This is a genomic window from Brevundimonas sp., from assembly GCF_041648615.1.
Taxonomy (GTDB): domain Bacteria; phylum Pseudomonadota; class Alphaproteobacteria; order Caulobacterales; family Caulobacteraceae; genus Brevundimonas.
On the sequence record NZ_JBAZOS010000006.1, the window covers coordinates 45,048 to 69,142 of the forward strand.

A 24,095-nucleotide genomic window follows, 5' to 3' on the forward strand; every position below is an offset into this window, starting at 1 on the left:
CCCGAGGGGAGAAGGGATCTAGTCCGCCTCCAGCCGGCGCTCGCATTCCGCCACGCCCGCGGCGACGCCCGCGTCGGCGTAAAGGTCGCGGGCGGCGGTCCAGGCGGCTTCGGCCGGGGCCGGGCGGCGCAGGGCGTCGAGGGCCAGGGCCGACAGCCGCAGGGCGTTGGCCATGTCGATGGACGTCCCCTGCCCGTTCGAGCGGTACAGGGCCGCGGCCTGTTCGGCGTGGGCCAGGGCCTGTTCGAGGTGGTCGGCCTCGCGGTCGATATCGGACAAATGGCGCAGGGCGTGGGCCTGCAGCAGGGGCGCGCCGCTCTCGCGGCTGAGGGCGGCGGCGCGGGCGTATGAGTTGCGGGCGTCGAGCGTGCGGCCCTCGGCCATGGCCTCGCGCGCCGTGATCAGATGGGTCTGGATGGCGTCGGTCATGGCAGGCTCCGCAGGGGCGTCACCCTTAGCACGAGGGTCACCAGGCGTGGCTCAGTACGCCTGGCTTTGGGCCGGACGTTCTTCCAGATGGCCGTCCTTGAGGGCGAAGACGCGGTCCATGTGGCCGGCCAGCTCCATGTTGTGGGTGGCGATCAGGGCGGCGACGCCGGTGTCCTTGACCAGCCGGTGCAGGGCCTCGAACACCGTCTGGCTGGTGCCGGGGTCGAGGTTGCCGGTCGGCTCGTCGGCCAGCAGCAGGCGCGGGCGGTTGGCCAGGGCGCGGGCGACGGCCACACGCTGCTGCTCGCCGCCCGACAACTGGGCCGGCTGGTGGGTCAGGCGCTCGCCGAGCCCGAGGGCGGTCAGGACCTCGGAGGCGCGGGCGCGGGCCTCGGGCTGTTTGACCCCGGCGATGCGCAGCGGCAGGGCGACGTTGTCGCGCGCGTCGAACTCGGGCAGCAGGTGGTGGAACTGGTAGACGAAGCCGATCTTCGCCAGGCGGATGTGGGTGCGGGCGCGTTCGTCCAGCATGCCGACATCCTCGCCGTCGATGCGGATCTCGCCCGAGGTGGGGCGCTCCAGCAGGCCGGCGGCGTGCAGCAGGGACGACTTGCCCGAGCCCGACGGCCCGATCAGGCCGACGACCTCGCCCGGGCGCACGTCCAGGTCGACGCCCCGCAGGACCGTCAGGCCGCCGCTGGCGGTGTCATAGGTGCGGGTCAGGCCGCGGACCGAGAGGACCGGGGCCGAAAGGACGGGATTACTCATACCGAAGCGCCTCGACCGGATCCATTTTCGCGGCCCGCCACGACGGCAGCAGGCTGGCGATACAGCTCATGAACAGGGACCAGACGGTGACCCAGAAGACGTCGCCGGGATCGACCAGGGCCGGGATGGCGTCGAGCATGTAGACGTCGGCGTTGAACAGCTGGACGCCCAGCAGGGCCTCGAGGAAATGCTGGATGGCGCCGATGTTCAGGCAGAAGACGAGGCCGAGGAACAGGCCCGTGGCCGTGCCCGCTATGCCGATGGCGGCGCCGGCGACGAAGAAGACGCGCAGCATCGACATCTGGCTGGCCCCGACGGTGCGCAGGATGGCCACGTCGCGGGTCTTGTTCTTCACCAGCATGACGATGCCGGAGATGATGTTGAGGGCGGCGATGGCGACGACGAGGCCGAGGATGATGCTCATGGCCACCCGCTCGACCTTCAGCGCGCCCCAGAAGGCCGCCAGCCGGTCGCGCCAGTCGCTGACGACCCCGCCGGGGCCGGCCGCGGCGCGGACGGCGGGATAGAGTTCGGCGACGCGGTCGGGCTGGTCGACCTTCATTTCGATCACGTCCCAGACGCCCTCCTTGCCGAAGAAGAGCTGGGCCTGCTCGAGCGGCATGAAGATGAAGGCGCGGTCGAAATCGGCCGTGCCCGAGGTGAAGACGCCGCCGACGCGATAGGTCTTCTCCAGACCGCCGAGGTTGCCGAAGGCGCTGCCGGCTCCGGTCGGGGAGTAGAGGGTGATGGGATCGCCGACTCTCAGGCCCATGCCCTCGGCGAGGGACTTGCCGATGAGGACATTGTCGCCGCCGTAGGCGCCCTGGCCGAAGGTGCGCTTCGCCTCGTCGCTCAGGCTGTCATGGACGTAGGACATGGAGGCCAGGTCCCCGGGGCGGATGCCGCGTACGACGGCGCCGGTCGTCTGGCCGGCGGCGCGGACGAGGCTCTGGTTCTCGGTCACGGGGGTGACGCTGACGACGCCCGGAACCTGGCTGATCCGCCGGACAATGGCGTCGCGGTCAGCGTCGTTCAGCACCTGGCCCTGGACATACATATGGCCGTTGAAGGACAGCATGCGGCTGAGCAGTTCGTGCCGGAAGCCGGCCATGATGCTCATCACCACGATCAGGGCCATGACCGCCAGGGAGATGGCGACATAGGAGATGATGGCGATCAGGGCGATGCCGCCCTCCTTGCGCTTGGCGCGCAGATAGCGCAGCGCCAGTTCGATCTCCCAGCCCGAGAACGGGCCGGCCGGTTTGATCGGTTTCGCCGCCGCGACGTCGGTCATCCGCGCACCTTCGCCAGGGCCTCGTCCAGCGGGATGGAGACCTTCTCGCCGGTGGCGCGGCGTTTCAGCTCGACCAGGCCGTCGGCCAGACCCTTGGGTCCGATGGTCAGCTGCCACGGGATGCCGATCAGGTCGGCGGTGGCGAATTTGCCGCCGGGCCGTTCGTCGGTGTCGTCGTAGAGCACGTCCTTGCCCAGCGCCTCGAGCTTGGCCACGGCCTCCTCGCAGGCGGCGCAGACGGCTTCGTCACCGACGCGCAGGTTGATGACGACGACATCGAAGGGCGCGACGGCGTCGGGCCAGATGATGCCGCTGTCGTCGTGGCTGGCCTCGATGATGGCGCCCAGCAGGCGCGAAACGCCGACGCCGTAGCTGCCCATGTGGACGTCGGCGTCCTTGCCGTCGGGGCCGGCGACCTTCGCCTTCATCGGGGCCGAGTATTTGGTGCCGAAATAGAAGATGTGGCCGACCTCGATGCCGCGCGCGGTCAGGCGGTCGCCCTCGGCGGTCTGGCTCTCGAACTGGCCGGCGTCGTGCATTTCCTCGGTGGCGGCGTACAACGACGTTCGCTGATCAACGATTGACTGAAGGTCGTCCCAGTCCACGCCCGTCCCGGGCGCCGGCATCTCGACCAGCTTGCGGTCGCAGAAGACCTGGCTTTCGCCGGTCTCGGCCAGGACGATGAACTCGTGGCTGAGATCGCCGCCGATCGGGCCGGTGTCGGCGCGCATCGGCACGGCCTTCAGACCCATGCGGGCGAAGGTGTTCAGATAGGCCACGAACATGCGGTTGTAGGCCTTGCGCGCCGAGGCCTCGTCGATGTCGAAGGAATAGGCGTCCTTCATCAGGAATTCGCGGCCGCGCATGACGCCGAAGCGCGGGCGGCGCTCGTCGCGGAATTTCCACTGGATGTGGAAGAGGTTCAGCGGCAGGGATTTGTAGCTCTTCACGAAGCTGCGGAAGATGTCGGTGATCATCTCCTCGTTCGTGGGGCCGTAGAGCAGTTCGCGCTCGTGCCGGTCGGTGATGCGCAGCATCTCGGGGCCGTAGGCGTCGTAGCGGCCGCTCTCGCGCCACAGGTCGGCCAGTTGCAGGGTCGGCATCAGCAGTTCGACGGCCCCTGCCCGCTCCTGCTCCTCGCGGACGATCTGCTCGATCCGGTTCAGCACCCGCAGGCCCAGCGGCAGCCAGGCGTAGATGCCGGCGGCCTCCTGTTTGATCATCCCCGCGCGCAGCATCAGCTGGTGCGAGACGATCTGGGCGTCCGAGGGCGCCTCTTTCAGGGTGGGCAGGAAATAGCGCGACAGGCGCATGGAGAAATCCCAGCTAAAGGTTTGACAGCCGCTTTAGCCGGACACTTGCGATAAAGGCTAGGCGAAACCGCTCCCCCGTGTCGTAACCGTCGCCCAAACGCCGGATTTCAGCCTTTTCAGCCGCTTGGCACAGCCGGAACCGCTGGAGTTGGACCAGGGTTTGGAGCGACGGGCGGCGCCGCCGGCTTGGAAGGCGCCATCAGAATGGCGCTTCTGTTGGTGATGTCGATCAGCTGTGGGCTTCTGGCCAATTGCTGCCTGAACGCCGCTTGGTTCGCGGTGGCCTCGACCGAGTACAACCAAGCTATATTCCCGGCCTTTTCCGCCCCTGCTTTTGATGGCTGCATTGCCGTCAGCGTGCTCCTGACTCCATCGCCCAAGGCGTCCTGACGCACCATGGATGTGACGAACACAGCGGCAACCATATCCAGATTTGCCTCAGTGGCCGGGACATCGAAACCAGCAGTCTGAAGCAGGTTGGAATAGTGGTCCTTCACGGACGCGATGAACGTCGCGGATTCACCTGCGACAGCTTCGGCGCCATTCGCAACGGCCAGTTCCACCGCGTGCCGGATAGCCGGGTATGAGCAGGTGTAGTGGTACTCATCCAGCATCCGATAGGCGGTCCAGAAGTCTGACGGCGGCCGTGAGCTCAGTTCGTCGATCTTCAGCGCGCGTGTGCGTTGTATCAGACTGTAGACGGCTTCGGTCGAGGCGGACAGGCTAAGACGCTCGCGAGCAGCAGAGGAAACGCCACCGCCCAGCTGGAAGAGCGAACTGATAATCCCGGTCGCTCGATTGGTCGCGTTCGTTGCGGCCAGGATCGTCGTGGCCGCTGCCCCGCCTTGCGATATGATGTCATTTGCTCCGCTGAAGCTGGCCTCTCGAACCGCGAGGCGGCTCAGATGCTGCTGGCAAATCTGGTTGGATAGAGCCAACCCCGCCCGGAAATATCGACCAACAGCCTCGGTCGTTTCTTGCGTCCGGGCCGTTCGGCAAGCTGCGATGAAAGTACCGGCTATCGCCTCATTGGGGTCTGGCACCGCACCAAAGCAAGCATTCCGCGCGCCTTCGGCGATTGAAATCTCCTGATCGCCTCTCCCGCTTCGGGGACGCCCGTAAGAAGCGCCACGGGTTCCCCGGTAAGCATTTGTATTCGAATCCGAATACAGCGGCGCCAAGGTGAGATGGGTCATATTGGCGGTGGCGCCGTCAACACTAACGCAAGCAGTCAATGATCCTGCGATCGCGATGATCGCAACGCTGTTAGCTGTCTTCATCGGCCCCTCCGCCAATTCTGCACAGATTAACAACTACCTCCCATTGAGTCTAGAGATTACAAAAAGCCTAAGGGTGTGGCCGTGCGATCCCGTATCTTGCAGACAGATAACGGATAATCGCTTCGTCTTGGAGGAAGCGACGGCCGGTGACGGCACTAGTCTGCGCCTCGGGCCAGCCAAAGGTCTCGTCCAGCACCAACAGGGGGCAGCCCTGGTGATCTTCGCCGACCTGTTCGATCACCACTGGCCGCGGCCGCGGATGGTCCAGATAAATGATCTCCAGCTGCTCGCGCAGGGCCGGATAGAAGGACAACACGCCCTCCACAACCGCGCCCGCCGGGCAATACCAAGGCCCCCCCGCGTCATCATGCCAGCCCGGGTTCAGGAGGTAGAGACGGTCAGTCATCGGGCGATCCTCAAACGGGCGGAGCGAGGTCCGGCAGCGGCATCCAGCCGATGAAGACGAGCGCCATGACCAGCAGCCAGACAAGGAACGACACCCAGGTCGTGGTGATGAATTTGCGCTTCAGGTCCGGCTTTTCGGGCGCGCCCCACTGGGCTCCGTCGGTCGGCGGCTCGTGCCGCTCCTTCGACGTGCCGAGCGGCAGGACGGCGAACAGCACCGTCCACCAGCAGACGAGGTAGATGGCCAGCATGGTGATCGGGCCGATCGGCATCAGTGCGCTCCGTTTTTCGGCGTTTCCATCAGTTCGACCAGCACGCCGCCCATGTCCCTGGGATGGACGAAGATGATGAGCGTGCCGTGGGCCCCGATGCGCGGCTCGCCCGTGCCGAGGATGGTCGCGCCTTTCGCCCGCAGGGCGTCGCGGGCGGCGAGGATGTCCTCAACCTCGAAACAGACGTGATGCTGGCCGCCCTTGGGGTTCTTCGCGAGGAAGCCGTGGATCGGGCTGTCGTCGCCCAGCGGTTCGATCAGCTCGATCTGGGCGTTGGGCAGGTCGATGAAACAGACCCGCACGCCCTGGGCCGGCAGGTCGAACGGCGTATGCGCCTTCGTGGCGCCGAGCAGGTCGCGGTACATCGCGACGCTGGCCTCGATGGAGGGCGTGGCGACGCCGACGTGGTTCAGTCTTCCGATCATCCCAGAGCTTTAGCGGGTGTCGTCGGCGGGGAGAAGGCGTCGTGATTGTCGCGTCACGACGCCCTCCATCAGCTCATTGCTGCAGCGGGAACGGATCCGTCGGTGTCGGCCGGGTCGGCACCGGCATGCGCGGCAGGGGCTCGTCGCTGTTGGCGGCGTTCAGCAGGAAGGCGGCCAGGATGACGGCGGCCTGACGCAGATCGTCGGCCCGCATGTGGTCGTAGCTGTCGATCGAGGTGTGGTGCAGGCGCGCGCCGTAGTCGAGCGGGTCCTGGATGAACTGGAAGCCCGGGACGCCGACCGTCTGCATATAGACGTGGTCGGTGCTGCCCGAGGTGCGCATCGACACCGTCGTGGCGCCCATGGCGTTGAAGGGCTCGAGCCACGCCTGGAAGATCGGCGCGGCGGCGACATTGCCCTCGGCGTTGATGCCGCGGATCTTGCCCGAGCCGTTGTCGAGGTTGAAATAGGCCACCAGATCGCCGTGGCCCTCGCGGGGCTGTATCGGCCAGCGCTGGCGCCAGGTGCGGTTGTTGGGCAGGCCGTCCAGCTGGGCGTCGCCCAGTGGAGCGCGCGTCGCCAGATATTTGTCGGTGTAGGCCAGCGAGCCGAGAATCCCCTGCTCTTCCCCGCTCCACAGGGCGAAGCGGATGGTGCGTTTGGGACGCACGCCCAGGGTCTTCAGGATGCGCGCGGCCTCCATGATCACGGCGCTGCCCGCGGCGTTGTCCACAGCCCCGTCCGAGGCGACCCAGCTGTCCAGATGGGCGCCGGCCATGACGTATTCGCCCGAACGCCCGGTCCCGGGGATGTCGGCCAGGATGTTGTTGGCGTTGGCGTCCTCCTCGTGGAACCGCACCTCGCTCATCAGCTCGAGCGTGGGTTTGGCGTCGTCGGTCAGGGCCAGGCGGGCCAGTCGGCGATAGTCCTCGGCGGCCAGCTCCATGCCCGGGGTGCGGCGCTGGTCGTCCATGCGGTAGCCCGAGCCGTTGCCGTGCAGAAGGCCGCCGTCACGCGCGGACATGCGGACCCAGGCCAGCGCACCCTCCTCCTGCAGGAAGGCGTCCATCTGGCGGGCGAACTCGAGCTCTCGCAACGGATTGGTCGCGGGGGCCGCGTGGTTCGGAATGTTGTAGGTGTCGAGATTGCGCAGGTCTTCGTTGGTCAGACGGCGGAACGGGACCTCTGTCGGCTCCGATCCTGCTGTGGGACGCGAGATCAGGACGATCTTGCCCGCCAGCTTGCCGCGCCATTTCGCGAAGTCGCCGGCGGCCATCAAGGGAGCCACCACGACCTCGCCGCTGATCACCCCGGCGGTGGACGGCGTCCAGGCGACGGGGATGGCGCGCAGATCGAGGACGCGGGGCGCCGTCATGCGGGCGCTGGAGCGGACGACCGACCAGCCGCGGCCGAACTCGAACGGATCAGCGCGGACGTTGGACAGTCCCCAGTCGCGGAAACGCTGCGCCGTCCAGGTCTCCGCCTGACGCATCTGGGGCGAGTTGGTCAGCCGGCCGCCGATCCGGTCGGTCAGGTACGCGGCGGTCTGCATGACCTCCGAGTGGTTCAGCCCCTGATCGATGATGCCATTGATGGCGACGCGGTCGACATCCTGGGCGGTCACAGGACCGGCGGTCAGGATGGCGATGGCCGAAACGGCGGCGAGCAAACGTTTCATGAACAGTCCCCGTTGAATCAATCGGGAGGCATTTGGCCCGAGAGTCCCGGCCGAGCAAACGCGAAACGAAAAAGGGGCCGGCGATCACTCACCGGCCCCTTCGTCAGCTGTGTGTTCGAACCGGCTTACTGGCCGCCCGACATCTGGGCGACCTCGGTCGCGAAGTCGGGGCCTTCGACCTTCTCGACGCCTTCGCCGAGGGCGAGGCGGACGAAGCCGGCGAGGTGCAGGCCGGGGAAGCCCAGTTCCTTGCCAGCGTCAGCGACCAGCTGTTCGATGGTCACGTCGGGGTTCATGACGAACGGCTGCTTGATCAGCACCACGTCCTTCTGGAACTTGTTGATCTGGCCTTCCACGATCTTGGCGATCATGGCTTCCGGCTTGCCTTCTTCCTTGGCCTTCTCGGTCAGGACCTGACGTTCCTTCTCGATGGCGGCGGGGTCCAGATCGTCGGTGTTCAGCGACAGCGGAGCGGTCGCGGCCACGTGCATGGCGATCTTGCGGCCCAGTTCGCGCAGGGCGGTCTTGTCGCCGCCGCCGTGCAGGGCGACCAGCACGCCGATGCGGCCGAGGCCCGGCGAGACGGCGTTGTGAACGTAGGAGGCGACGACGCCTTCGTCGACCGACAGGCGGGCGGCGCGGCGCAGCTGCATGTTCTCGCCGACGGTGGCGATCAGCTGGGTCACTTCGTCCTGGACCGACTTGCCGGCTTCCAGCTCGGCGCCGTGCAGACCTTCGAGCGTGGCGTGCTCGAGGCCCAGTTCGGCGAATTTCTTGGCGGCGTTCTGGAACAGGTCGTTGCGGGCGACGAAGTCGGTTTCGGCGTTGAACTCGATGGCGGCGCCGACTTCACCGGCTCCGACTTCCTTCGAGGCGACGGCGACCAGGCCTTCGGCGGCGACGCGGTCGGCCTTCTTGGCGGCCTTGGACAGGCCCTTGGCGCGCAGCCAGTCGATCGCGGCGCTGATGTCGCCGTCGGTTTCCTGAAGCGCCTTCTTGCAGTCCATCATGCCGACGCCGGACTTGGCGCGCAGTTCCATCACGAGGGCGGCTGTGATCTCGGCCATGGGGGTATCTCCTTGGTATGCGTATGCGGGAACGGCCGGGGGATTACCCCGGCCGTATGTCAGTTTCGCCGTCGGTGGAAAGTCGGGGTCGTTTAGACCGCGGCTTCCTCGGTTTCGACGGCGTCGTTGGCTTCCGAGGTCGCGGCCTGGGCGGCTTCGTCGGCCACGGCCGGCTCGGCTGCCGGTTCGGCGGCGGCGATCATTTCCTCGGCGACGGCTTCCGCGCCGGCCGGGACCACGTCTTCAGCCTTGGCCTTGGGGGCCTTGGCTTCGCGCAGCATCGGCTCGTCCGGGTTGACCGCGGCGCCCAGGTCGACGCCCGAGGAGGCCTGGCCGGCGGCCAGGCCGTCAAGGACGGCGTCGGCGATCAGGTCGCAATAGGTCTGGATGGCGCGGGCGGCGTCGTCGTTGCCCGGGATCGGATAGGTGATGCCGTCCGGGTCCGAGTTGGTGTCCAGGATGGCGATGATCGGGATGTTCAGCTTGCGGGCTTCAAGGATGGCGATGGCCTCCTTGTTGGTGTCGATCACGAACATGATGTCCGGGATGGAGCCCATGTCCTTGATGCCGCCCAGCGACAGCTCGAGCTTGTCCTTCTCGCGCTGCAGGTTCAGCAGCTCCTTCTTGACGCGGCCGTCGCCGCCGCTCTCCAGCAGGCCTTCCAGCTCGCGCAGGCGGGCGATCGAGCCCGACACGGTGCGCCAGTTGGTCAGGGTGCCGCCGAGCCAGCGGTTGTTCATATAGTACTGGGCGCAGCGCTTGGCGGCCTCGGCCACGGGATCCGCGGCCTGACGCTTGGTGCCGACGAACAGGACGCGACCGCCCTTGGCGGCGACGTCGCGCACGGCGACCAGCGCCTGGTGCAGCAGCGGGATCGACTGCGACAGGTCGATGATGTGGATGTTCGAGCGCGATCCGAAGATGTAGCGCTCCATCTTCGGGTTCCACCGGTGCGTCTGGTGGCCGAAGTGCGCGCCGGCTTCGAGCAGCGAACGCATGGAGAATTCTGGCAGAGCCATGAGGTTAGTCCTTTATCCGATTGATCCGCCGCAGGCGCTGTAAAGACCGAAGTCCTCGGATCGGAGCGACCAGGATTTCTCCCTGACCGCGCCACGCCTGCGTGTGAAGTGGGCGGGCATGTAGGCGCGATGGAGGCAAAAGGCAAGCGCCGCGGCTCCCCGCCTCTCGCAACCTTCGCATAACGGCGCTATGGTTAACGCCGGGGAGGGTCTGTCACATGGATATCCGCACCGGAGCCGTCGTCGGCGGCGTCATTCTGGCCGCCGCCCTGGCGGGCGTCGCCACCTCGCAGCAGCCGCCCCCGTCCGCGGTCGCCGCGGCCCAGGTCGACCTGCCGCGGTCGCGCGCCGACAACGCCGCCCTGGCCGCGGCGCAGAAGGAGCCGCTGGCCGCCAGATTGCGCGGCGTCCTGAGCCAGGATCCCGAGTCCCGGCGGGTCCTGACCGTCGCGGACGCCTCGCCCGTGCCGGTGCTGGCCCCGGCGGATCCCGCCTTGCTGCGCACCGCCCGCATCTTCACGGGGGACCGTCACTATATGCTGGTCGTCCAGCGCGGCGAGCAGATCATCGAGATCTACGGCGCGACCAAGGCCTTCCAGTCGCCCATCGCGCCGGCTCCGCAACAGCAATCGCCGACCGGGGCGGCGCTCACCGCCGTCCGCCCGGCGGCTCCGGCGACGATCGCGCGGGCCGGCCCGCGGCTGACGGCCTCGCGCGTCCCGCCCGTCGCCGCACAAGCCGCGGCCCAGGCGCGGGCCGAGGGTCTGACCAATGTCCGGACCGAACGCACGGAATACGGCGTCGACGTCACCTTCAGCCGGTTCGGCGCCGCCTATAATGTCAGCTTCATCTGCGAGGGCCCCGGCGCGGCCGGCTGCACCGAGCCCGAAGCGATCGCCTTCGCCTCCACCCTGCAACTGATCGGCGGAGGCGCGTCGTGAAGCGCCTGACCCTGACCGCCCTGCTTCTGCTCACGGCCTGCTCCCCGAACGGCTGCGTCCAGGATCCCGCCGCCCCGCCGGTGAAGACCGACCCGCCGGTTCCGGAGACGATGCCGACAGAGCCCGCGCCCGCGCCCGGCGAGACGGAGCCCGCGCCCATGCCGGAGCCGGAGCCCGTCACCGAGACGCCGCCTGCGCCCGAGCCCGTCACCTGGCCCCACGATCCCGGCGGCGCCCTGCCCTCCGGGTCCGGGACGGGGGCGACCGACGCCACCCTGTGGGCCGCGGGCATGCGTTTCCCGATGGAGGCCGGGCCCGCCTACGCCAACTCCCAGGTCTATGGGTATGGCGGGTTCGCCGCGCCGGGGCCCGGCGGCCAGTGCGATCCCCGCAACTATGCCTATCCGTGGCGCGACAATTTCTGCGAGACCCGGTCGTGGACCAACGGCATGTGCCCCGCCGGCCGGGGCCACCAGGGTCAGGACATCCGGCCCGCCACCTGCGTCAAGAAGGTGCACTGGATCGTCGCCGCCGAGAGCGGCCGGATCACCTCGATCGGCAGCTACACCGTGACCCTGCTGGGCGATTCCGGGCGCATCTACCGCTATCTGCACATGGACATGCCGGGGGTGAACGCCCTGTTCCCGACCATGGCCTCGCGCAACGTCGAGCGCGGCCAGCATATCGGCAAGGTCTCGGCGGACTTCGGCGGCAACGCCACCACCATCCATCTGCATTTCGAGATCAAGGCGCCGGTCTCGATCGCCGGCAGTCCGGCCAGCGTCAATTTCGTGCCCACCTACACCAGCCTGGTCGACAGCTACGGCCGGCTGCTGAACGGGGCGGCCTGAGGGCTCAGGTCCCGCGCGGCTTGGCGCGGCTGGTCGCCTCGGCCTTCGTCGGGTCCTCGGGCCAGGGGTGGCGGGGATAGCGGCCGCGCATCTCGGCGCGGACGGCGGCCCAACTGCCCGCCCAGAAGCCGGGCAGATCCTTCGTCACCTGCACGGGCCGACGCGCTGGCGACAGCAGGGCGAGGGTCAGGGGCGTGCGCCCACCGCCGACGGTGGGATGGGCCGTGACGCCGAACAGCTCCTGAACGCGGATGTCCACGCGCGGCCCGCCGGGGGCGGCATAGTCGATCGCGGCCGAGCCCAGCGGCGTCTGCAGGCGCGCCGGGGCCCGTTCGTCCAGGGCGCGCTGGCGGTCCCACGGCACGAGGGTCTTCAAGCCGGCCTCAAGCGCCCCGTCGACGATGGCGTCGAGCGACTGCACCGTCTCCAGCAGCGGCCACAGCCATGTCTCGCGCGCGGCCAGCAGGCCCGCGTCCGACACATCCGGCCAGTCCGCGTCCAATTCGCCGAGGAAGGCCAGCCGGGCGCGCAGGCCCGCGGCCCGCTCGCCCCATTTCAGACCGGCCAGCCCGTCGCGCTCGACCTCGGCCTTCAGCGCCGCCGTGATCGCGGCCCGATCCGGCGCGCCGACGACCTTTTCATCGACGACGATCGCGCCGATGCGGCGGACGCGGCGCATCGTCATTCGCCCCGAGGGTTCGCGGCCCAGCCGATCCTCGGTCTGGATGCGCCGCTCCAGCGCCGCGGGGTCGACGGGAACGGCCAGGCGGATGCGGTCGCGGGCGTCTCCGCCGCCCAGTTCGGCCACCGCCAGCCACGGCTCGCGCGCCAGCAGATCGGTCGGCTCGACGAAGGCCCCGCGACCCGAGGCCAGCAGGACCTCGCCGGGCTTGCCCCGCGCCTTCGCCACCCGCTCGGGGAAGGCCTCGGCCAGCAAGGCGCCGGGGTCGGCCTCGCCCCCCTGCCCGCCTCCGGCGGCGCGCGCCCAGCGGTCGGCCAGCTTCATCGCATCGCGGGCCCTTTGCGACCGGTCGCGGGCCAGTTCCCGCAGCCGCTCGCGCAGGTCGACGTCGTTTCCGCCCAGACCCGGCTCGCTCAGCACCGCCGCCATCCGCGCGCCGAGAGCTGCGTCGCCGGCGTCGCTGGCGACGGCGACCATGTGCGCCAGCCGCGGCGGCAGGGGGATGCGGGTCAGCCGCCGCCCGTGCGCGGTCAGGGCGCCGTCGGCGTCCAGGGCGTCCAGCCTCTGCAGCACCTTGCGCGCCTCGGCGAACGCCCCGGCCGGCGGCTGGTCCAGCAGGGCGAGGCCGTCGGTCGACCGCGCGCCCCACCGCGCCAGATCCAGGGCGAAGGCCGTCAGGTCGGCTTCCAGAATCTCGGGCCGTTGATGCGGGACCAGACCCCGCGTCGCCGCCTCGTCCCACAGGCGGTAGCAGACGCCCGGCTCGACGCGTCCGGCCCGGCCGCGCCGCTGCTCGGCCGACGACCGGCTGACGCGCACGGTCGCCAGCCGCGTCAGGCCGCTCGACGCCTCGAACCGGGGCACGCGCGACAGGCCGCCGTCGATGACCACGCGCACGCCCTCGATCGTCAGGCTGGTCTCGGCCACCGAGGTGGCCAGCACCACCTTGCGCCGACCGGGCTCCGCCGGCCGGATGGCCCGGTCCTGGTCCTTGGCGTCCAGCGCGCCGTACAGGGGCGCGATGTCGACCGACGGGTCGCGCACCGTCTCTTTCAGCCGCTGGGCGGTGCGGTGGATTTCGCCCTGCCCCGGCAGGAAGACCAGCACCGAACCGGTCTGCTCGCCCAGCGCCAGCCGGACCGCCCGGACCGCGGCGTCCTCGATCCGCTCGGCGGCGTTGCGGCCGAGGTAGCGGGTCTCGACCGGGAACATACGGCCCTCGGCCTCGATCACGGGCGCGCCGTCGAGAAGGGTTGAGACGCCGACGATGTCCAGCGTCGCGGACATGACCAGCAGGCGCAGGTCCTCGCGCAGCAGCCCCTGGCTCTCCCGCGCCAGCGCCAGACCGAGGTCGGCGTCCAGCGAGCGTTCGTGAAATTCGTCGAACAGGACGGCGCCGACGCCCTCCAGACCCGGATCGTCCAGAATCATGCGGGTGAAGACGCCCTCGGTGATCACCTCGATCCGGGTCCGCGGTCCGATCCGGCTCTGCAGCCGCGTGCGATAGCCGACCGTGTCGCCGGCCCGCTCGCCCAGGGACGAGGCCATCCGCTCCGCCGCCGCGCGGGCCGCCAGCCGGCGGGGCTCCAGCACCAGCACCTTGCCGTCGCCCAGCCAGGGCTCGCCCAGCAGGGCCAGCGGCACGACCGTGGTCTTGCCCGCGCCCGGCGGGGCCGCCAGCACGACCGCGCGGGTCGCGGCCAGGGCGGCCTTCAGGGGCTCGAGAACGGCGTGAATGGGCAACATCTGACCCGGGTCTAGACGCTTCGCCCCGTTTCACGAAAGCGTCTCCATGCCTTCATCAATCGGAAACCGCGTTGCCAGCGCCGTCGTGCGCCGCTAGCGTCCGCGCCATTGAAGGCGGCCCGGGGAGGGTTCGCCGTGTATCAGGGGGCGAGACTCTATGTCCGCAGAAGGCCTTAGGCCCAAGGGGAACCGCCTGTTCCTCAAGAAATCCGTAGCCCAGATCCAGAAGGAAGCGGCCAAGAGCGAGCTGAAGCGCTCGCTGGGCCCCATCAATCTGATGAGCCTCGGCATCGGCGCCATCATCGGCGCCGGCATCTTCGTCCTGACCGGCCAGGTCGCCGCCGCTCACGCGGGTCCGGCGATCATGCTCAGCTTCGTCGTCGCCGGCATCGCCTGCGGTCTCGCGGGCCTGTGCTACGCCGAACTGGCCTCGACCATGCCGGTGTCCGGCTCGGCCTACACCTACGCCTACGGCACCCTGGGCGAGGTCTTCGCCTGGATCATGGGCTGGCTGCTGGTGCTGGAATACGGCGTCGCCGCCTCGACCGTGGCGGTCGGCTGGTCCGGCTATGTGGTTTCGATCCTGCGGGACTTCGGCGTGGCCGACAGCCTGTTCCCGATGATCCAGTACGCGGGCGGCGAGGGTCCCTCCTGGGCCACGCCGCTGATCCAGGCCGTGACCTCGGACACCGGCGTCGCCAGCTTCCCGCTCACCGGCACCTTCAACCTGGTCGCCGCCATCGGCATCGCCGCGGTCTGCAGCCTGCTGGTCCTCGGCGTCAGCGAGTCGGCCTCGATCAACAACGTGATCGTGATGATCAAGATCGTGGTGCTGCTGACCTTCATCGCGGTCGGGATCCAGTACATCAACCCCGAGAACTGGGTGCCCTTCATCCCCGAGAACACGACCGGCAAGTTCGGCGAGTACGGGGCCACCGGCATCCTGCGCGGCGCATCGATCATCTTCTTCGCCTACGTCGGCTTCGAGGCGGTTTCCACCGCCGCGGCAGAGGCCAAGAACCCCTCCAAGGATGTCCCCGTCGGCATCCTGGGCGCCCTGATCGTCTGCACGCTCATCTATATGGCCGTCGCCGCCGTCATGACCGGCGTGGTCCCCTACCTCGAGCTGGCCAGCCCGGCGCCGGTGGCCGTCGCCATCGACCGCATGGGTCTGGAATGGGCCGACACGGCGTTCATCACGCCCGATGGCAGCCCGCTCAACCTGATCAGCTTCCTGATCAAGGTCGGCGCCATCACCGGCCTGTCCTCGGTCATGCTGGTGCTGTGCTACGGCCAGACGCGGATCTTCTACACCATGGCGCGTGACGGCCTTCTCCCGAAAGCCTTCGCCGTCATCCATCCGAAGTTCCGCACCCCGTGGATCGGCACCATCCTGCTGGGCATACTGATCGCCGTCGCGGCGTCCTTCCTGCCCATCTCGATCCTCGGCGACCTGGTGTCGCTGGGTACGGCCGTGGCCTTCTCGATCGTCTGCCTGAGCGTGATCTTCCTGCGCATCAAGCATCCGGAGATGGAGCGTCCGTTCAAGGTGCCGGGCGGCATCTTCACCGCCGTGCTGGGCATCCTGTCCTGCCTGGCGCTGGCCGGCTTCAACTTCTGGCCGATGATCCAGCACGCCATGGACGGCAACCCGCTGCCGCTCACCATCCTCGGCGCCTATGCCGCGGTCGGCGCGGTGATCTACATCCTCTACGGCTTCTGGCACTCCAAGCTGGCCAAGGGGATCGACATCACCGAGGACGTGAAGCTGGAAAGCGCCACGGACGCCTTCGTCCGCGGCGTCGACCCCAGGAAAGACGACTGATCCAGCGATCGGTCGGGCCTCAAGCAGCGCGAAGCGCGACAGGCCAACCAAAGACGGAAGGCCCGGGAGCGATCCCGGGCCTTTTCCTTTGCGCCGTCCTCCCCTAGACGCTTGTCCGCGTACCTGAGCGGATGTGGCGGAACTGGTAGACGCACCAGATTTAGGTTCTGGCGCCGCGAGGCGTGGAGGTTCGAGTCCTCTCATCCGCACCACTCCTTTTTGGGGGCCTATGCTCGCGACGCGGTCGCTCGCGGCTTGAGGCCGGGTCAGCTCGCCGTCTGGCGGGCTTTTTTGATGCGTCATTAGTTCTTGCTTTGTTCTCATTCGAAGCTATGGTCCTTCCATGGCTGAAGCGGCGAAAGGACGAGGCGCCCGTTCGAATGCGACGGGTCGGTTCGAGCCGGAAACCGTGCAGGCCTTCGATGACGGCTGGACCAGCGACGACGCCGAGGCCGCGCCCCTGCGCACGACCCTGACGCCCGAGCACGCCCGGACCATCATCGCGAAGAACACCAGTCCGGACATCGGTTTCGACCGGTCCATCAACCCCTACAAGGGCTGTGAACATGGCTGCATCTACTGCTACGCCCGTCCGTCCCATGCCTGGATGGGCCTATCCCCGGGCCTGGATTTCGAGAGCCGGATATTCTTCAAGCCCGAGGCCGCGCGTCTGCTGGAGCAGGAACTCGCCAGGCCCCGCTACGTCTGCAAACGCATCCACATAGGCGGCAACACCGACCCCTATCAGCCGGTCGAGCGCCAGCTGAATTCGACCCGGTCGGTGCTGGAGGTGCTGCAGCGGTTCCGGCATCCGTTCAGCATCATCACCAAGTCGGTGCTGATCACGCGCGACGCCGACATTCTGGGGGCCATGGCGGCCGATGGCCTGGCCTCGGCCTGCGTCTCGATCACCACCCTGGACCGGGGCCTGGCCCGGGCCATGGAGCCGCGCGCCTCGACCCCGGCGAAGCGGCTGGAGGCGATCCGACGGCTGGCCGACGCCGGCGTGCCGGTCACCGTCGGCTTCGCCCCGGTCATTCCGGGCCTGAACGATCACGAGCTGGAAGCCGTGCTGGAGGCTGCGGCCAGGGCCGGGGCCGTCTCGGCCATGTACGTCACCCTGCGCCTGCCGCTCGAGATCAAGGACCTGTTCCGCGAGTGGCTGGCCGACGCCCGGCCCGAGCGCGCCGCCCGGGTCATGTCGCTGATCCGCCAGACGCGCGGCGGCCGCGACTACGACCCCGACTGGTCCCAGCGCATGAAGGGGACCGGGCCGGTGGCCGAACTGATCGGCGCCCGCTTCCGCGCCGCCGTCAAACGCTATGGTCTCGACGCGCCCCGCCGACCGCTGGACGAGACGCGGTTCCGCGTCCCGCCGGACATGAAGAAGCAGATGGACCTGTTCGACCTGCCGCTCTCAGCTCTTCCTTCCCCCACTTCGGGGGAAGGTGGCTCGCGAAGCGAGACGGATGGGGGCCTGCCCGATGCAGCCTGAGCCGACGATCAGACGTGCCCGCCGTTTGCGCAAGACGCCGACCCGGGCGGAGGAATTCTTCTGGTCGTTGGTTCGGGACCGGGCGCTCGACGACCTGCGCTTCCGGCGGCAGGTTCCGATCGGTTTTTATGTCGTCGACTTCGCCTGTCTGTCAGCCCGGCTGATTGTCGAGGCGGATGGCGGCGTCCATGCGTTGCGTACGTTCGACGACGCCAAACGCGACGGTTGGCTGGGGTCGCAGGGCTTTCGGGTTCTGCGCTTTTCGAACTCGGAGATCCTTGCCCGACCGCACCATGTGCTGGCCGCCATTCGTCACGCCGTCGGCAGGCCCCCATCCGAGCGGCTTCGCCGCCCACCTTCCCCCGAGATGGGGGAAGGGATCAGTTTCTAGTCTTCGTCCGCCGCCGACGGGTCGATGGCGGCGGTGACCAGATCGCGCCAGGTCGGATCGGTCGCATCGACCAGATCGACGTCCTCCATCAGGGCGATGGCCCCGCCGCCGTCCGGCAGGATCAGGCCGAGCACCTCCATCTCCTCGCCGTCGGGCCCGAGGTGCGTCTCGGCCTGCACGGCGACCGCCGCCTGTTCGCCGTCGTCATCCCACCAGATCACGGGCTGGGGCAGATCCATGGCGATCGGGCGCGGGTCGTCGGTCTCGCCCAGGGCGAAGACGGCCCGACGCGCCTGGACGTCGTCGAGGGTCGCCACCGCCCCGGTAAAGGGTTTGAGCCGGGTCCAGTCCTCGGCGTCGAAACCGCCGCCGTCCTCTTCGGGCGCATCATCGTTCATGGTCATCGCCTACCGCCTGAAAACGCCCACCAGCTCGACATGGGCCGACCACAGGAACTGATCCACCGGCGTGACCCGCTCGAGCCGGAAGCCGGCGTCGATCAGGATGCGCGCGTCGCGGGCGAAGGTCACGGGGTTGCAGGATACGCCGACCACGACCGCCGCCTTCGTCCCCGGCAGCTGCTTCGTCTGCTCGATCGCCCCGGCGCGAGGCGGGTCCATCACCACGGCGTCGCAGCCGCGCAGGTCGTAGGGCGCCAGCGGCCGGCGGAACAGGTCGCGGGCCTCGGCGGCGATCGGCTTCAGACCCCTGGCGGATCCCATCCCGGCCTTCAGGGCCGCGATCCCGGCCGCCGAGGCGTCGGCGGCCAGAACGGGGGCGACCGTCGCCAGCGGAAAGGTGAAGGTGCCGGCGCCGCAGAACAGGTCGGCGATCTTCCTCGCGCCGTGCACCGCCTCGACGGCGCGTTCGACCATGGCCGCCTCGGCCTCGGGCACGGCCTGCAGGAAGCCGCCCGCCGGCAGGGGCACGGTCGCCGCGCCGAAGGCCACCATGGGCTGGCGCTCCATCATCAGGGTCTCGCCCGCCAGACTCAGCCGCGCCACATCCGCCGCGGCCGCCGCCCGGATGGCGCGCATCCGGGCGTCGCCCGACAGACCGCCCGAGCGTCGTTCGACCCCCGTCACATCCACATCCAGCCCCGTCAGGGTCCAGGTGACATGCAGGGTCGGCGCCGATTTCGGATGCTCGAGGAAGGCGTCGGCGATTCGCCGCAGCGCCGGAAAGGCCGCCACCAGTCGGGGATCGGCCACGGGACAGACCGTCACCTCGACCAGCCGCCAGCTCTTGCGCGCCTTGAACCCCAGCAGGACGCGCCCGTCCTCGCCGCGGCGGGCGTGCAGCGCCAGCCGCCGGCGGGTCCCGGGAGGCACGGCCACCGTCGGTTCGATCTCGGTCTCGATCCGCTCGCGGGTCAGGGCCCCCAGAACCTGCTCACGCTTCCAGTCCAGATAGGGTCCCGCCGCCCAGTGCTGCAGCGAACAGCCGCCGCAGTCGCCGTAGTGGGGCGAGACCGGCGCGATCCGGTCGGGGCTGGACGTCAGGATTTCGACGGCCTCCAGACGCCCGTCGCGGACCTCTCCGCGCACCACCTCGCCCGGCAGGGTCAGGGGCGCGAACACCGGCCCGCCGGGCGTCTCGGCGATCCCGTCGCCCTGCCCGCCCACGCGCGCGATCGTCAGCGTTTCCGTCATGGCCCGTTCCTAGAGGCTCCCGACGGCTTGTGAAACCTGAACGAAGATGAACGGGCCGCTCAAAGGCCGTTCAGCTTCACGCGCCCATAACGGATGCAACAGACAGGGACCCCGGCCGTTCGGCCCTCATCCCTGAAACCGAGGATCGCCCCATGTTCGCCCGCCTGACCAAGACCGTCGCAGCCGCCACCGCCGTCGCGGCCGTCGGCATGCTGCTGGCCCCCGCCACGGCCTCGGCCCAGGCCTATTCCTACCAGGGCTCCCAGAACTACGGTTCCGGCGCCTACGGCCAACGCTACGACTACGACCAGTCCCGCTACGGCTATCAGGATGAGCGCTACGGCGATCCCCGCAACAGCTATGACGACTGCCGCTCGGACCGCAGCGGTCGTCAGGGCGCGGGCGTCGCCATCGGCGCCACCCTTGGCGCCGTCGCCGGTTCGCAGCTGGCCGCCCGCGGTCGCCGCACCGAAGGCAGCATCCTGGGCGGCGTCCTCGGCGCCGTGGTCGGCGCCGGCGTCGGCGGCAGCTCGGCCAGGGATTGCGGCGGCGACGCCCGCTACGATTACCGGTACGACCAGTCGCGTTACGGCGGCGACTCCCGCTCGTATGATCGCGGCTATGACCGGAACGACGGCTACGACCGGTACGACCGCTCTGACCGTTCGTACCAGGACCGCTACCAGTCGAGCTACGGGTCCAACTTTGGCTACCAGTCCGGCTATCAGACCGGCTGCCGCACGGTCGAGGTCCGCAGCCGCACCTACGATGGTCGCTACGTCACCCGTTACGAGCAGTCCTGCCCGGACCGCTACTGATCACAGAATTGCGTCGCCGGTTATTTTTCAGCCCCCCTGTCGATCGGCGACGTGACGGAGACCGCCGGTGGAGAAATCCGCCGGCGGTTTTTCCTTGTTTGGCGCGCTAACGCGAGCGACGCGGTCGCTCGCTGCTTGAGCGCGTCCCGGGGGACGTCAGGCCCGCTTCGCCCAAAGCAAAAACTCGACATTGCCGTCGGCGCCGGTGATCGGGCTTTCGGTCGTGGCCTGCACGGACCAGCCCTGGTCCTCCAGCCAGGCGGAGACCGAGGCCAAGGCCGCCTGACGCGCCGCCGGGTCCTTGACCACGCCCTTTTTCGCGCCGCCCGGACGGGCCGCCTCGAACTGCGGCTTGACCAGGGTGACCAGGTCCGCGCCGGGCGCGGCGAGCGCCAACGCCGCCGGCAGCACCTTGGCCAGGCCGATGAAGCTGGCGTCGCAGACGATCAGTTGCGGCGCGTCGGGGATCAGCGCCGGCGTCAGGTCGCGGGCGTCGGTCTGTTCCAGATTGACGACGCGCGGATCCGACGCGACCCGCGCATGCATCTGGCCCGAGCCGACGTCGACGGCGAACACCCGCGCCGCGCCGCGCGACAGGCAGGCCTCGGTAAAACCGCCGGTCGAGGCCCCGACGTCCAGCACCACCCGCCCCTCGACCGCGACGGGCCACAGGGTCAGGGCGTGGTCCAGCTTCAACGCGCCGCGGCCGACCCAGCGATGGGCGTCGGCGTAGGCGATGACCGCGTCCTCCGCCACAGTTTGGGACGCGGCCTTCGCCGGCGCGCCGTCGACGGTGACCCCGCCCGCCTCGATCGCCGCCTTCGCCCGCGACCGGCTCTCCGCCAGACCGCGCGCGACCAGCAACTGGTCGAGACGCGTCTTGCTCACCCCACAGCGTCCAGCCGCGCCAGAGCCGCCTGCAGCTTCGCCTTGCCGGCCTCGGCCTCGGCCAGCTTCTGGCGCTGTTCGTCAACCACCTCGGGGGCCGCGCGATCCACGAAATTGGGATTGCCCAGCTTCTTGTTCACATGGCCGATGTCGCTGTCGAAGGCGGCGATCTCCTTGATCAGCCGCGCCCGCTCGGCCGTGACATCGATCACCCCGGCCAGGGACAGGGCCGCCGTCGCCCCGCCCGAGACGAAGGTGACCGCCCCCGCCGGCGCCGCGTCGACCGTCGACAGCGCGCCCGCCCGGCCCAAGGTCAGGATCAGGTCGCGGTGCCGCGCCATCCGTGCGGCCGTCACCGGATCGGGCGCGACGAAGGCCAGCGGCGGCTTGGCCGAAGGCGGCACATTCATCTCGGCGCGCAACTGGCGGATTTCAGTGACCAGATCGACCAGCCAGCCGATCTCCGCCTCGGCGTTCGCATCCATGAAGGCGTCCGGCAGATCGGGCCAGGCGGCGCCGATCAGGGTCGCCTCGGTCCGCGCCGCGCCCTCCTCGCCCAGCTTGTCCCACAGCTCTTCGGTGATGAAGGGCATGACCGGGTGCATCAGCTTCAGGGTCTGGTCCAGGGTCCAGGCGGTCATGGCGCGGGTCTCGGCCTTCGCCGTCTCGTCGGCGCCCATGAACACCGGCTTGGCCAGCTCCAGATACCAGTCGCAGAACACGTTCCAGACGAAGCGGTACAAGGCCGAGGCGGCGTCGTCGAAACGCCCGCCCTCGATGGCCTGGCTGACGGCGCGCTCGGTCCTGGTCAGCTCGCCGCGGACCCAGCGGTTGATGGTCTGGTCGACGGTCGCGGGATCGAAGCCCTCGACGCGCTTCGCCTCGTTCATCTGGGCGAAGCGTGCGGCGTTCCACAGCTTGGTGCCGAAGTTGCGATAGCCTTCAATACGTTGGCGAGACAATTTGATGTCGCGTGTACCCGACAGGATGGCCATGGTGAAGCGCAGCGGGTCAGCCCCCAGCTCATCGATGATGCCGAGCGGGTCGATGACGTTGCCCTTCGACTTGCTCATCTTCTGGCCCTTCTCGTCGCGGACCAGGCCGTTGATGATGACCCGCTTGAACGGAACCTCATCCATGAAGTGAAGCCCCATCATCATCATCCGGGCGACCCAGAAGAAGATGATGTCGGCGGCGGTGACCAGATCGCTGGTCGGGTAGAAGCGGCGCAGGTCCTCGGTGTCCTCGGGCCAGCCCATGGTCGAGAAGGGCCACAGGGCCGAGCTGAACCAGGTGTCGAGGACGTCCTCGTCCTGGACGAAGAGGCCGCCTTTGATCAGGCCACCGTGATAGTGAATGTAGTCGGAGAGTCCGTCCTGGTCGAAGAGTCCGCGGGCCAGCGACTGCTGTCTCGCCAGGACCTCGGCCTCTTCCTCCGTCTCGGCGACCACGACAAAGGCCTTGTCCGGTGCATACCAGGCCGGAATGCGGTGACCCCACCAGAGCTGGCGCGAGATGCACCAGGGCTCGATGTTGCGCAGCCATTCGAAATAGATCTTCTCGTAGCTCTTCGGCTCGAAGACGGTGTCGCCCTGCTCCACCGCCCGGATCGCCGGCTGGGCCAGGGTGTGGGCGTCGACGTACCACTGGTCCGTCAGCCACGGCTCGATGACCACGCCGGAGCGGTCGCCGTGCGGAATGACGTGGCGGGTCTTCTCGATCGCCTTGAGCCAGCCCTCCTCATCCGCGCGGGCCACGATGGCCTTGCGGGCGGCGAAGCGGTCCATGCCTTCGTATTCGGCGGGCACGTCGGGCGTATCGGCGGCGGTGATGCGGCCGAAGGCGTCCATGACGTTCAGCGCCGCCAGCCCGGCCCGCTTGCCGACCTGGAAGTCGTTGAAGTCGTGCGCCGGGGTGATCTTCACCGCCCCCGAGCCCTTGGTCGGGTCGGCGTAATCGTCGGCGACGATCGGGATGCGGCGACCGACGATGGGCAGGGTCACGAACTTGCCGACCAGCCCCGCATAGCGCGCGTCGTCCGGATGCACCGCCACGCCGGTGTCGCCCAGCATGGTCTCGGGCCGGGTCGTGGCGACGACGATGTAGTCGCGGGTCTCGTAGTCCGTCGGCTGGCCGTCGCCGTCCCAGGCGACCGGGTGCTCATAGGTCACGCCGTCGGCCAGCGGATAGGCGAAATGCCAGTAGGACCCGTCCATCTCGCGCTGCTCGACCTCGAGATCCGAGATGGCCGTCTGGAAATGCGGGTCCCAATTGACCAGCCGCTTGTCGCGATAGATCAGCCCGTCCCTGTGCAGCTGGACGAAGACCTTGCGCACCGCCGCATTCATGGCCGGGTCGAGGGTGAAGCGCTCGCGGCTCCAGTCGCAGCTGGCGCCCAGACGGCGCAGCTGCTGGACGATGGTCCCGCCGCTCTCGGCCTTCCATTCCCACACCTTGGCCACGAAGGCCTCACGGCCCATCTCGCGCCGCCCGACATTGCCGGCGGCCGCCAGCTGGCGCTCGACCACCATCTGGGTGGCGATGCCGGCGTGGTCCGTGCCCGGCAGCCACAGCACCGCCTTGCCCTTCATCCGGTGATAGCGGGCGAGGATGTCCTGCAGGGTGTTGTTCAGCGCATGGCCGATGTGCAGCGACCCGGTCACGTTCGGCGGCGGAATGACGATCGAATAGGCCTCGGCGGCGCCGTCCGTCCTCGGGGCGAACAGGCCGCTCTCTTCCCACATCGCGTACAGGCGGGGTTCGGCGGCGGTCGGGTCGAAGGTCTTGTCGAGCATTGGAACGGTCTTCAGACAAAAGATAAGGGCGGCCCCGACTGGAGCCGCCCCGGAATGATCT

At 68.8% G+C, this 24,095-nt stretch carries 22 protein-coding genes and 1 tRNA gene; 7 read left to right on the top strand and 16 right to left on the bottom strand.

Annotation, left to right across the window (positions count from 1 at the left end):
- Positions 1 to 18 precede the first annotated feature (18 nt).
- The 11 genes from WC555_RS04490 to rpsB all read right to left on the bottom strand — a co-directional run bounded on the left by WC555_RS04490 (position 19) and on the right by rpsB (position 9,950).
- On the bottom strand, positions 19 to 429 hold the full coding sequence (locus WC555_RS04490) for a hypothetical protein (RefSeq protein ID WP_373251519.1): 411 nt from the start codon (positions 427 to 429) through the stop codon (positions 19 to 21).
- Between the two features lie 51 nt (positions 430 to 480).
- Complete coding sequence (locus tag WC555_RS04495; RefSeq protein ID WP_373251521.1) at positions 481 to 1,197, bottom strand: ABC transporter ATP-binding protein; 717 nt, start codon at positions 1,195 to 1,197, stop codon at positions 481 to 483.
- Positions 1,190 to 2,491 (bottom strand): lipoprotein-releasing ABC transporter permease subunit, encoded by a 1,302-nt coding sequence (locus WC555_RS04500; RefSeq protein WP_373251523.1) that lies wholly within the window; start codon positions 2,489 to 2,491, stop codon positions 1,190 to 1,192. The genes WC555_RS04495 and WC555_RS04500 overlap by 8 nt, the downstream gene beginning before the upstream one ends.
- Positions 2,488 to 3,804, bottom strand: coding sequence for a proline--tRNA ligase (gene proS / locus WC555_RS04505; RefSeq protein WP_373251525.1), 1,317 nt, complete (start codon positions 3,802 to 3,804; stop codon positions 2,488 to 2,490). The genes WC555_RS04500 and proS overlap by 4 nt, the downstream gene beginning before the upstream one ends.
- A 116-nt stretch (positions 3,805 to 3,920) precedes the next feature.
- Positions 3,921 to 5,084, bottom strand: a complete 1,164-nt coding sequence (locus tag WC555_RS04510) for a hypothetical protein (protein WP_373251527.1) — start codon at positions 5,082 to 5,084, stop codon at positions 3,921 to 3,923.
- A gap of 67 nt (positions 5,085 to 5,151) precedes the next feature.
- Positions 5,152 to 5,490 (bottom strand): DUF3088 family protein, encoded by a 339-nt coding sequence (locus tag WC555_RS04515; protein WP_373251530.1) that lies wholly within the window; start codon positions 5,488 to 5,490, stop codon positions 5,152 to 5,154.
- A gap of 10 nt (positions 5,491 to 5,500) precedes the next feature.
- Positions 5,501 to 5,761 (bottom strand): DUF1467 family protein, encoded by a 261-nt coding sequence (locus WC555_RS04520; protein WP_373251532.1) that lies wholly within the window; start codon positions 5,759 to 5,761, stop codon positions 5,501 to 5,503.
- Positions 5,761 to 6,186, bottom strand: a complete 426-nt coding sequence (mce, locus tag WC555_RS04525) for a methylmalonyl-CoA epimerase (RefSeq protein WP_373251534.1) — start codon at positions 6,184 to 6,186, stop codon at positions 5,761 to 5,763. Before mce ends, WC555_RS04520 begins: the two co-directional genes overlap by 1 nt.
- Before the next feature lie 73 nt (positions 6,187 to 6,259).
- On the bottom strand, positions 6,260 to 7,864 hold the full coding sequence (locus WC555_RS04530; protein ID WP_373251535.1) for a M20/M25/M40 family metallo-hydrolase: 1,605 nt from the start codon (positions 7,862 to 7,864) through the stop codon (positions 6,260 to 6,262).
- 125 nt (positions 7,865 to 7,989) lie between these two features.
- On the bottom strand, positions 7,990 to 8,931 hold the full coding sequence (tsf, locus tag WC555_RS04535; RefSeq protein WP_373251539.1) for a translation elongation factor Ts: 942 nt from the start codon (positions 8,929 to 8,931) through the stop codon (positions 7,990 to 7,992).
- Positions 8,932 to 9,023: 92 nt separating this feature from the next.
- Complete coding sequence (rpsB, locus tag WC555_RS04540) at positions 9,024 to 9,950, bottom strand: 30S ribosomal protein S2 (protein WP_373251541.1); 927 nt, start codon at positions 9,948 to 9,950, stop codon at positions 9,024 to 9,026.
- Positions 9,951 to 10,168: 218 nt separating this feature from the next.
- Between rpsB and WC555_RS04545 the strand changes: the two genes are divergently transcribed.
- Complete coding sequence (locus WC555_RS04545) at positions 10,169 to 10,891, top strand: hypothetical protein (RefSeq protein WP_373251542.1); 723 nt, start codon at positions 10,169 to 10,171, stop codon at positions 10,889 to 10,891.
- Positions 10,888 to 11,742: a M23 family metallopeptidase gene (locus WC555_RS04550; protein WP_373251543.1), complete on the top strand. Its 855-nt coding sequence runs from the start codon at positions 10,888 to 10,890 to the stop codon at positions 11,740 to 11,742. Before WC555_RS04545 ends, WC555_RS04550 begins: the two co-directional genes overlap by 4 nt.
- 4 nt (positions 11,743 to 11,746) lie before the next feature.
- Here the strand turns inward: WC555_RS04550 and hrpB are convergent, their stop codons facing one another.
- Positions 11,747 to 14,170 (bottom strand): ATP-dependent helicase HrpB, encoded by a 2,424-nt coding sequence (hrpB, locus tag WC555_RS04555; RefSeq protein WP_373251545.1) that lies wholly within the window; start codon positions 14,168 to 14,170, stop codon positions 11,747 to 11,749.
- A 157-nt stretch (positions 14,171 to 14,327) separates the two neighbouring features.
- On the opposite strand from hrpB, the gene WC555_RS04560 reads away from it, so the two are divergent.
- The 4 genes from WC555_RS04560 to WC555_RS04575 all read left to right on the top strand — a co-directional run bounded on the left by WC555_RS04560 (position 14,328) and on the right by WC555_RS04575 (position 17,881).
- Positions 14,328 to 15,995: an amino acid permease gene (locus tag WC555_RS04560; protein WP_373251548.1), complete on the top strand. Its 1,668-nt coding sequence runs from the start codon at positions 14,328 to 14,330 to the stop codon at positions 15,993 to 15,995.
- 127 nt (positions 15,996 to 16,122) lie between these two features.
- Positions 16,123 to 16,207 (top strand) — tRNA-Leu (locus WC555_RS04565).
- 131 nt (positions 16,208 to 16,338) lie between these two features.
- Positions 16,339 to 17,490: a PA0069 family radical SAM protein gene (locus tag WC555_RS04570; protein ID WP_373251551.1), complete on the top strand. Its 1,152-nt coding sequence runs from the start codon at positions 16,339 to 16,341 to the stop codon at positions 17,488 to 17,490.
- On the top strand, positions 17,480 to 17,881 hold the full coding sequence (locus WC555_RS04575) for a DUF559 domain-containing protein (RefSeq protein WP_373251553.1): 402 nt from the start codon (positions 17,480 to 17,482) through the stop codon (positions 17,879 to 17,881). Before WC555_RS04570 ends, WC555_RS04575 begins: the two co-directional genes overlap by 11 nt.
- On the opposite strand, the gene WC555_RS04580 is transcribed toward WC555_RS04575, so the two are convergent.
- Positions 17,878 to 18,285 carry a hypothetical protein gene (locus WC555_RS04580; protein ID WP_373251554.1) on the bottom strand — a complete coding sequence of 136 codons (408 nt, stop codon included), beginning with the start codon at positions 18,283 to 18,285 and terminating at the stop codon, positions 17,878 to 17,880. The two genes, WC555_RS04575 and WC555_RS04580, sit on opposite strands and share 4 nt — an antisense overlap.
- Before the next feature lie 3 nt (positions 18,286 to 18,288).
- Positions 18,289 to 19,533 (bottom strand): class I SAM-dependent RNA methyltransferase, encoded by a 1,245-nt coding sequence (locus tag WC555_RS04585; RefSeq protein ID WP_373251556.1) that lies wholly within the window; start codon positions 19,531 to 19,533, stop codon positions 18,289 to 18,291.
- 152 nt (positions 19,534 to 19,685) lie between these two features.
- Here WC555_RS04585 and WC555_RS04590 point away from each other — a divergent pair, with 152 nt between their 5' ends.
- Positions 19,686 to 20,351: a hypothetical protein gene (locus WC555_RS04590; protein ID WP_373251558.1), complete on the top strand. Its 666-nt coding sequence runs from the start codon at positions 19,686 to 19,688 to the stop codon at positions 20,349 to 20,351.
- A 156-nt stretch (positions 20,352 to 20,507) separates the two neighbouring features.
- On the opposite strand, the gene WC555_RS04595 is transcribed toward WC555_RS04590, so the two are convergent.
- Entirely contained in the window at positions 20,508 to 21,239 is a 732-nt protein-coding gene (locus WC555_RS04595) for a TlyA family RNA methyltransferase (RefSeq protein ID WP_373251560.1), read from the bottom strand.
- Positions 21,236 to 24,034, bottom strand: coding sequence for a valine--tRNA ligase (locus WC555_RS04600; RefSeq protein WP_373251562.1), 2,799 nt, complete (start codon positions 24,032 to 24,034; stop codon positions 21,236 to 21,238). The genes WC555_RS04595 and WC555_RS04600 overlap by 4 nt, the downstream gene beginning before the upstream one ends.
- Positions 24,035 to 24,095 lie beyond the last annotated feature (61 nt).

Coding starts and splice junctions, on each gene's coding strand:
- WC555_RS04490 (WP_373251519.1), bottom strand. CDS start 429: ATGACCGACGCCATCCAGACCCATCTGATCACGGCGCGCGAGGCCATG.
- WC555_RS04495 (WP_373251521.1), bottom strand. CDS start 1,197: ATGAGTAATCCCGTCCTTTCGGCCCCGGTCCTCTCGGTCCGCGGCCTG.
- WC555_RS04500 (WP_373251523.1), bottom strand. CDS start 2,491: ATGACCGACGTCGCGGCGGCGAAACCGATCAAACCGGCCGGCCCGTTC.
- proS (WP_373251525.1), bottom strand. CDS start 3,804: ATGCGCCTGTCGCGCTATTTCCTGCCCACCCTGAAAGAGGCGCCCTCG.
- WC555_RS04510 (WP_373251527.1), bottom strand. CDS start 5,084: ATGAAGACAGCTAACAGCGTTGCGATCATCGCGATCGCAGGATCATTG.
- WC555_RS04515 (WP_373251530.1), bottom strand. CDS start 5,490: ATGACTGACCGTCTCTACCTCCTGAACCCGGGCTGGCATGATGACGCG.
- WC555_RS04520 (WP_373251532.1), bottom strand. CDS start 5,761: ATGCCGATCGGCCCGATCACCATGCTGGCCATCTACCTCGTCTGCTGG.
- mce (WP_373251534.1), bottom strand. CDS start 6,186: ATGATCGGAAGACTGAACCACGTCGGCGTCGCCACGCCCTCCATCGAG.
- WC555_RS04530 (WP_373251535.1), bottom strand. CDS start 7,864: ATGAAACGTTTGCTCGCCGCCGTTTCGGCCATCGCCATCCTGACCGCC.
- tsf (WP_373251539.1), bottom strand. CDS start 8,931: ATGGCCGAGATCACAGCCGCCCTCGTGATGGAACTGCGCGCCAAGTCC.
- rpsB (WP_373251541.1), bottom strand. CDS start 9,950: ATGGCTCTGCCAGAATTCTCCATGCGTTCGCTGCTCGAAGCCGGCGCG.
- WC555_RS04545 (WP_373251542.1), top strand. CDS start 10,169: ATGGATATCCGCACCGGAGCCGTCGTCGGCGGCGTCATTCTGGCCGCC.
- hrpB (WP_373251545.1), bottom strand. CDS start 14,170: ATGTTGCCCATTCACGCCGTTCTCGAGCCCCTGAAGGCCGCCCTGGCC.
- WC555_RS04560 (WP_373251548.1), top strand. CDS start 14,328: ATGTCCGCAGAAGGCCTTAGGCCCAAGGGGAACCGCCTGTTCCTCAAG.
- WC555_RS04570 (WP_373251551.1), top strand. CDS start 16,339: ATGGCTGAAGCGGCGAAAGGACGAGGCGCCCGTTCGAATGCGACGGGT.
- WC555_RS04575 (WP_373251553.1), top strand. CDS start 17,480: ATGCAGCCTGAGCCGACGATCAGACGTGCCCGCCGTTTGCGCAAGACG.
- WC555_RS04580 (WP_373251554.1), bottom strand. CDS start 18,285: ATGACCATGAACGATGATGCGCCCGAAGAGGACGGCGGCGGTTTCGAC.
- WC555_RS04585 (WP_373251556.1), bottom strand. CDS start 19,533: ATGACGGAAACGCTGACGATCGCGCGCGTGGGCGGGCAGGGCGACGGG.
- WC555_RS04590 (WP_373251558.1), top strand. CDS start 19,686: ATGTTCGCCCGCCTGACCAAGACCGTCGCAGCCGCCACCGCCGTCGCG.
- WC555_RS04600 (WP_373251562.1), bottom strand. CDS start 24,034: ATGCTCGACAAGACCTTCGACCCGACCGCCGCCGAACCCCGCCTGTAC.